Consider the following 6,482-nt stretch of genomic DNA (forward strand, 5'->3'; position numbering starts at 1 on the left):
AGCTCCCCCCGACAAAAAAGCCCCCGGCAAGAGCAGGGGGAAAGAGTTTGGATCCCTCAATGGGAGATTGCAGTCACTTATGATAAGGCTTACCGCGCTGTCTGGAAAGGCAAGTTTTATAACTTCTCAATTAGTGCATCAACAGCATTAATAATCACATCTGGCTGAGTATGTGGAATCATATGAGCGGATTCAGGCAGCACAATAAGTTCAGCATTGGATAACTCACGGTAAAGCCTATAGCTATGCTCTTTTGTAGGGAAAGGATCCAGTTCGCCGACTACAATAACAGTTGGGGTTTGAATTTGGGTAAATTGATTCTCCATATATACCGCTGCTGGGACAAACTGAAGCACATCTTCACGATTTGCTCTGAATTGCGAAGGTCTAAGCCAAAAAGCAAGAACTTCTTCTTCGTAATCCGCTGGAACACGTTCCGGCGCAAAAGTTACTTTCATCATACCCCGCACCATGATCCTTCCTAATGGCACCAATAGGGTGTTCATAATTAGATTGCCTATAAGGGGGGTTATAACAATCCTGGAGATGGGATCCCCTTTTTCCGCTGGATACCCTTCCTTATACATCCCGCCGGCTACGGTTACCAACCCTGCCAATTGATCTGGATATAAGGACGCATACACTAATACCAATAGCCCGCTCCAAGAATGACCAACAAGAATTGGCTTCTCTACACCTATTTCCTTTAAAGCCAAATGAAGCAATCTTGCATGATCGATAAGGGTAAAGGGATCCTTCCCATTTCTCGGGCGCCCGCTATAGCCGTATCCAGGGCGATCGAAAGAAAGCATGCGGTACCCCTTGGACACACCAAGTTCTATTGCTTTATGGAAATCGTTACCTCGGAGAATGCCTCCATGCAAAAAGACAACCGGTCGCCCTTCGCCTTGATCCATATAATGCAATGGAATGCCATTGACCCTTACAAACTTGCCTGTAGGAGGGAACTTAGTTTGTCCTCTCTTGTAGCTAAATCTGTTATATAAATATAAAACGAATAACAACCCAAGCACGAGTATAACGAAAATCATCCATTTTCTCCCTTTCTAAGGATATTCACGTACCGATTAGTACGTTATAGTGATAAAGTAAGGCTTCAATCTCTAGTCAGATGAAGCCGCCTATTACGAAAAATTATTCTATGGCCAAGCTGCTCCAAAGCAATTGCGCCGAATCATGCGCAAACTTGTCCATGCTCATGTCCTTTGGCGCCATGAGCCAAGATTGTATAATCCCATTGAGAACCGTTTGAACGAAAATCGCTAATGACTCAGCCTTAATATCCTTTCTGATTAACCCCTGCCCTTGAAGGGCTTGAAACAAGCGTGTTATTTCCTTGTAAAACTTCTCAAACAGCCCTCGTACCTTCTCCCTTACATCGGAATCACGACTCGACGTATAAAAATCAACAAACAACAAAGGCTTCCTCGGCAAACCGATGCATTCCGCCAATTGCCCCTGTAGCCATGCTGCCAACGCCTTCACCCGATCTTCCGATTGGATAATCCCTTGAATCTGTTGAGGAAGTGAAGCCGCCTGCTGCTTCAGATTTCGCTCACATATGGCCAAGTACAAGTCATTTTTATTGGTAAAATGCCAGTACACCACACTTTTCGTTTGCCCTGCTTCAACAGCAACTTGATCCATAGTTGCGCCGGAATATCCATGCGTTGCGAACACCTTAATGGCCGCATCCATCACTCGAGTACGAGTATCGGAATGCAGCTTCCCTTGTTCAGGCCGCTTCTGGGACAGCAGCTTCTGCAGGTCTTCTTTACTGCCCACGTGTCTTCTCACTGTTGTCCAATGGACATCTGCTTCTTCTGCAATGCTAGAGTAGCTGATTTGATCGAATGGATACTGTGAAGCTAGCTCCTCCACAACCTGCATAATCTTGTCATAATTACTCATTGGATATTCGTCCCTTAACTAAAATAAATACAAACATTTGCGTACTAAACAGTACGTGAATATCATATTTCTTATGCACAATTTTGTCAATCTTGGGGGCTTTAGAAATGAGAAAGGCACTCTTCAGTCTAACCGAAGACGTCCCGCACCTCGTCCGCGACAGAGCGCAGAGGCTGCCCCACCAGCTTGACCAAATCATCGGATACAAAATTCATATCGGAAAACGGCAGCATCCGGTAGAGGTCATTCCGATATCCGGGGTCTTTGCGATGAATTACCTTCCGGCCCGTCACCTCTGTGATGGATCGCGCCAAATCATCCAAATCCCAAGTCCGCATCGGAGTCAGCTCATAAGTCCGATTCTCATGCCCTGCCTCCGTAAGAACGATTGCTGCGGCTTGCGCCAGGTCCAGACGCGAGACCGTATTAAAGCTCCATTTTCCCGGAGGGCTGACCAAGACTCCGCTCGCAGCCGCTTCCCGAATGCCCAGAAGTCTGACGATATCCATGTAATAAGCGTTGCGCAGGAAGGTATACGGAATCTTCGAATCTCGAATAGCCTGCTCCGTTTCCAGATGAAGCCTGTGAACGGGCAACCTCCCCTTCTCCGGTGCAAAAATACTGGTATAGACGATATGCCCGATTCCGGCCTGGCGAGCGGCTTCGACGACGGAGAGATGCTGGCGCAGACGAACGGTTTCGTCCATGCAGGGAGAGGACACCATCATCAGCTTGTCCGCTCCGCGAAAAGACGGTTCCAGGGATTCCGGTACATCGTAATCGCCATACCGCACTTGCAGATGAGAGCCTGTCCATTGCCCCAGATTATGCGGCTCCCTGACGCTTACGATCAAGTCTTGCGCATCGCATCGAAATAGCAATTGCTTGAGGATCATCCCGCCCAGCTTGCCGGTCGGACCTGTCAGTACGATTTTCATGAAGACACCCTTTCACTCGCCAATATTGTTAAATATTTAACTATATGAGCAAAGAGAAGCCGACGCCCCTCTTCTTGACGCGCTTTGTCTATATAGTTTAATGTTTAACCACTTTCCAGTTTATCCCGGATATTTTGATTTTGTCAACAAAAGTGTAAGCGCGATGAATGCATTTTGCAATTTGCCGATATCTCCAAGAGACGCAGACGCCTGCATTGACACCTGCGGCAATCGAAGAAAAAACAACGGGCAGAGGATTAACCTCGCCCGTTGTTTGCTGTCTCCCCTCCATGCGGGAATATCTTGATTACGGAGACGACCTATTGTTGAAGTTAACGGCGAACAGCGAATGAATATTGCCCTCGGGGTCGGCAAATAAACCTGTCGTATGTCCCCACGGCTTAATCACAGACCCGGCGATCGCTGCCGCTCCTTTTGCAATTTACTGATGAAACCAAAGATACACTATCTCCGGGGATTCGCATTCAAAATTAAGCTCGACAGCCTGTCCCGCGCGTTGTTGGAGGAAGGAATCAAGCTTAACCTTCAACTTCATTTCCCCCGATCATTTACCCGGCAGCCAGCTCTTGCAGCCCGTCGCCAATTCTTGAAGCTCGTTAAGCAATACGCCGGCATGATAACCATCGCATACGGCATGATGGAATTGCACCGATAGAGGTAGCCGCAGCTTGCTGTCCTGCCAGTGGTATTTGCCCATTGTAAATATGGGCAGCAAATAGGCTCCTTCGTTGTATACGTTCAGGTTAAATCCGGTAAAGCTAACCCAAGGGATGCTGGAAATGGGGAATGTGTTCGGCGGTTCGCTCGTATCCGGAAATAACTGCTTCGCATTCTTGTACGTTTCCGTCTTCTGAAGATAGCCATCGTAAAAAGATTGAAACTCTTCGCTGTAAGGAGTCCAAATACTTGAGAAGGTCTTATCCTCCTCATGAAACAGGGTGAAGCTGGGGGACATCCGATCCCATACACCCAATCGTCCCTTCGAATCCAGGCAAGTTCGAAATTCGCAGTGACGATTAACCACCGTCGCAATCATATGGATCAAGGCCGGATATAGCTTCATCCCCATGCGTTTAAGTTCAGACCGCAACAAAGTGATATCCAACTCGGCTGTCATGCTGTAGGTGCATCTAACATGGTTCAAATAATGTTCGAAATAAGGCTGCCTCGCCCAGCTATCCCGATCAATCAGATTAAAAATCATTTTGTACCCTCCTAAAATTTTTAGATTTTAGGAGGGCACTTCAACTGCCTTAACCATATCCTCATTCACGTTCCTCGTCTATTATTGCTTTCCATTTTAACACATTGTTTCCCATGGGAGACTATACGGTTTGCTTTTTGACAACGGCCACCCATAGCTCATTTTTGTTTTCCTCCGGGGGCAGGTAGCACTCAATAGCAGGCAAATAATCAAGATCGTAGCTTGAGACCGGAAGCCACTCGGTGTACAGGCGTTTCCATATCTCCCCGATGCCCTCCGGCCCTCCTTCGGCCTCGAACACGGCCCAGGTTGCTGCCGGAAAGTCCCTTCTTATCATTTGCCCTGGCGGGGATTGATCCGACACAATGGACAGAATGTAATGAAACTCTTCATTTTTACCGAAGTCCCCGTCCGCGCATACGCCAAGTATCCCCCTCAAGCTAGGATCGGCTGCCCGTATTTCCCACAGTCTCTCGAAGAGTCCTTCTTGTGCGGCGTTAGCCCATAAGCCAGGGATCGTATTGAAGGCATTGCTTGTATCCACACGCTCCTGCACCCCCACGATGGAGAACCCCTGCAATTCCTCGATTCTGTAATTCATCTCGGCAGCTCCTCTAATCGAAATTTGGAAGGAGATTCGCGGATAGGCTTTGAGCTTTGTTCCACTGCTGCGCGCTGCAGTTGGAGTAGTCCCGTGCAGGTTTTGGAAGGCTCTTGTAAAGGCCTCCGGCGAGTCATACCCGTACTTAAGCGCAAGATCAATCACTTTAATCGAGCTGTTCTGAAGCTCAAAAGCCGCTAACGTCAGCCGCCGCCGTCTCACATATTCCGATAATGGAACCTCCGTAATAAACGAGAACATGCGCTGGAAATGGTAGACTGAGCAGCAAGCGACCTTCGCAGCCGATTCGTAATCGATCTCTCCCGTAATATGCTCTTCAATATAGCTGATTGCACGATTCATTCTATCCACCCAATCCATTCGCGATCACCCTCTCCAAATTCAATATATATCGGCGAGACTATCGTTTCCGTGCATTCCGTGCACCAAATTGCAAGGTCTAGCAGAAACATCCTGCAAGTTCTTACGTCAAATACGTCCTCACACGATTCAATGTCAGGGGCTCAGCCTGAACGGCTTGCTTCTCTCCATGCGATGGCGCCGAATACAGCTCTGCCAGCGCCTCCGTATCCTTCAGCATATGCCCCGTTAGAATGCACACGGCCGTCTCGTCCTTATCGATCCGCTGTTCAGCCGCGAGCTTTCTTAATCCGGCCAGCGTAGCCGCAGACGCCGGCTCGCAGCCCAGTCCGGATAAGTCGATTATACGCTTGGCATCCATAATTTCTCCATCGCTGACCGCCACCGTCAACCCTTTCGTCGCTCGCAGGGCGCGCAGAGCCTTCGGCCAGCTAGGAGGATTGCCAATGTTCAGAGCGCTGGCCCGTGTGTATGGCTTAGGCTCCGGCACCAACCGCTCGTCCCCTCGCTCCACCATACGGTGAAAAGGACTCGCCCCCTCTGCTTGCACTAGCGCAATGCGAGGCAGCCGGTCGATCAATCCGAAGGCCAGCAGCTCTTCGAGTCCCTTTCCAAGCGCGGACACGTTGCTTAGCGCGCCGCCCGGCACAACAATCCAATCGGGCATTTGCCAGCCCAGGTTTTGCGCAATCTCGAACACGATGCTTTTCTGCCCTTCAATGCGGTAGGGGTTGACGGAATTGCAGACATACAGCCCGAGCTCCTCTGCATGTCGTTCCAGAAAGACTATACCGTCATCATACGTCCCATCGAAGCGAATGAGCTTGCCTCCGAAAGCGGCTGTCTGCAGCAGCTTGGCGGCAGCTACATTCCGTGCCGGAGCGAATACCAAAGCCGAACCTCCGCACCAGGCCGCATACATAGCCAGCGAAGCGGAGGTGTTGCCTGTCGACGAGCACGCGAATATCCGCTTGCCTAACGAAAGCCCATGGGAGACCGCTGCGGCCATCCCGTTATCCTTGAAAGACCCGCTTGGATTTTCACTCTGCGCCTTCATTGCTACTCCCCGAATGCCCGCATATCGGGTGGCTGCTTCAAGCGAGTATAACCCGGTGTTCCCCTCTCCGCGTGTGACCAGCGATTCCATCGGCAGCTCGGGCGCGATCAGCTCCTTATATCTCCATACACCGCTGGCCCACACTGTCCCCCTCTCTGCAAGCCGTTGATCGAATCGTCTGCGCAGCTCCTCCCCGTCCCAATCGTTAGCTCTGCCTGCTATTTCCGATGATTCCCATACCATAGCCTTTCTCTCCTCGTATAGTATCTTTTGAAAGCATCTTTAAGTCAGTTTCCAGTCCCCGAGGGGCTGGAAAGGAACTTTTGAAATTTCCAGCGAATCGCTCCT

At 49.7% G+C, this 6,482-nt stretch carries 6 protein-coding genes; all 6 read right to left on the reverse strand.

From position 1 onward, the window contains the following. Positions 1 to 116 precede the first annotated feature (116 nt). Positions 117 to 1,052, reverse strand: a complete 936-nt coding sequence (locus tag ACFO1S_RS27335; protein WP_204604599.1) for an alpha/beta fold hydrolase — start codon at positions 1,050 to 1,052, stop codon at positions 117 to 119. 103 nt (positions 1,053 to 1,155) lie between these two features. Then, the gene (locus ACFO1S_RS27340; protein ID WP_204604600.1) at positions 1,156 to 1,932 is read right to left on the reverse strand and encodes a TetR/AcrR family transcriptional regulator; all 777 of its coding nucleotides are present in this window, start codon (positions 1,930 to 1,932) and stop codon (positions 1,156 to 1,158) included. Between the two features lie 128 nt (positions 1,933 to 2,060). After that, the gene (locus ACFO1S_RS27345) at positions 2,061 to 2,870 is read right to left on the reverse strand and encodes an NmrA family NAD(P)-binding protein (RefSeq protein WP_204604601.1); all 810 of its coding nucleotides are present in this window, start codon (positions 2,868 to 2,870) and stop codon (positions 2,061 to 2,063) included. Between the two features lie 565 nt (positions 2,871 to 3,435). Next, positions 3,436 to 4,095 carry a type A chloramphenicol O-acetyltransferase gene (gene catA, locus ACFO1S_RS27350; RefSeq protein ID WP_204604602.1) on the reverse strand — a complete coding sequence of 220 codons (660 nt, stop codon included), beginning with the start codon at positions 4,093 to 4,095 and terminating at the stop codon, positions 3,436 to 3,438. 121 nt (positions 4,096 to 4,216) lie between these two features. Further along, on the reverse strand, positions 4,217 to 5,077 hold the full coding sequence (locus ACFO1S_RS27355) for an AraC family transcriptional regulator (protein ID WP_204604603.1): 861 nt from the start codon (positions 5,075 to 5,077) through the stop codon (positions 4,217 to 4,219). A gap of 103 nt (positions 5,078 to 5,180) precedes the next feature. Beyond that, entirely contained in the window at positions 5,181 to 6,377 is a 1,197-nt protein-coding gene (gene thrC / locus ACFO1S_RS27360) for a threonine synthase (RefSeq protein WP_204604604.1), read from the reverse strand. Positions 6,378 to 6,482: the final 105 nt, after the last annotated feature.

It is taken from the genome of Cohnella boryungensis, from assembly GCF_042651945.1.
In the GTDB taxonomy this organism is placed as follows: Bacteria; Bacillota; Bacilli; order Paenibacillales; family Paenibacillaceae; genus Cohnella; species Cohnella boryungensis.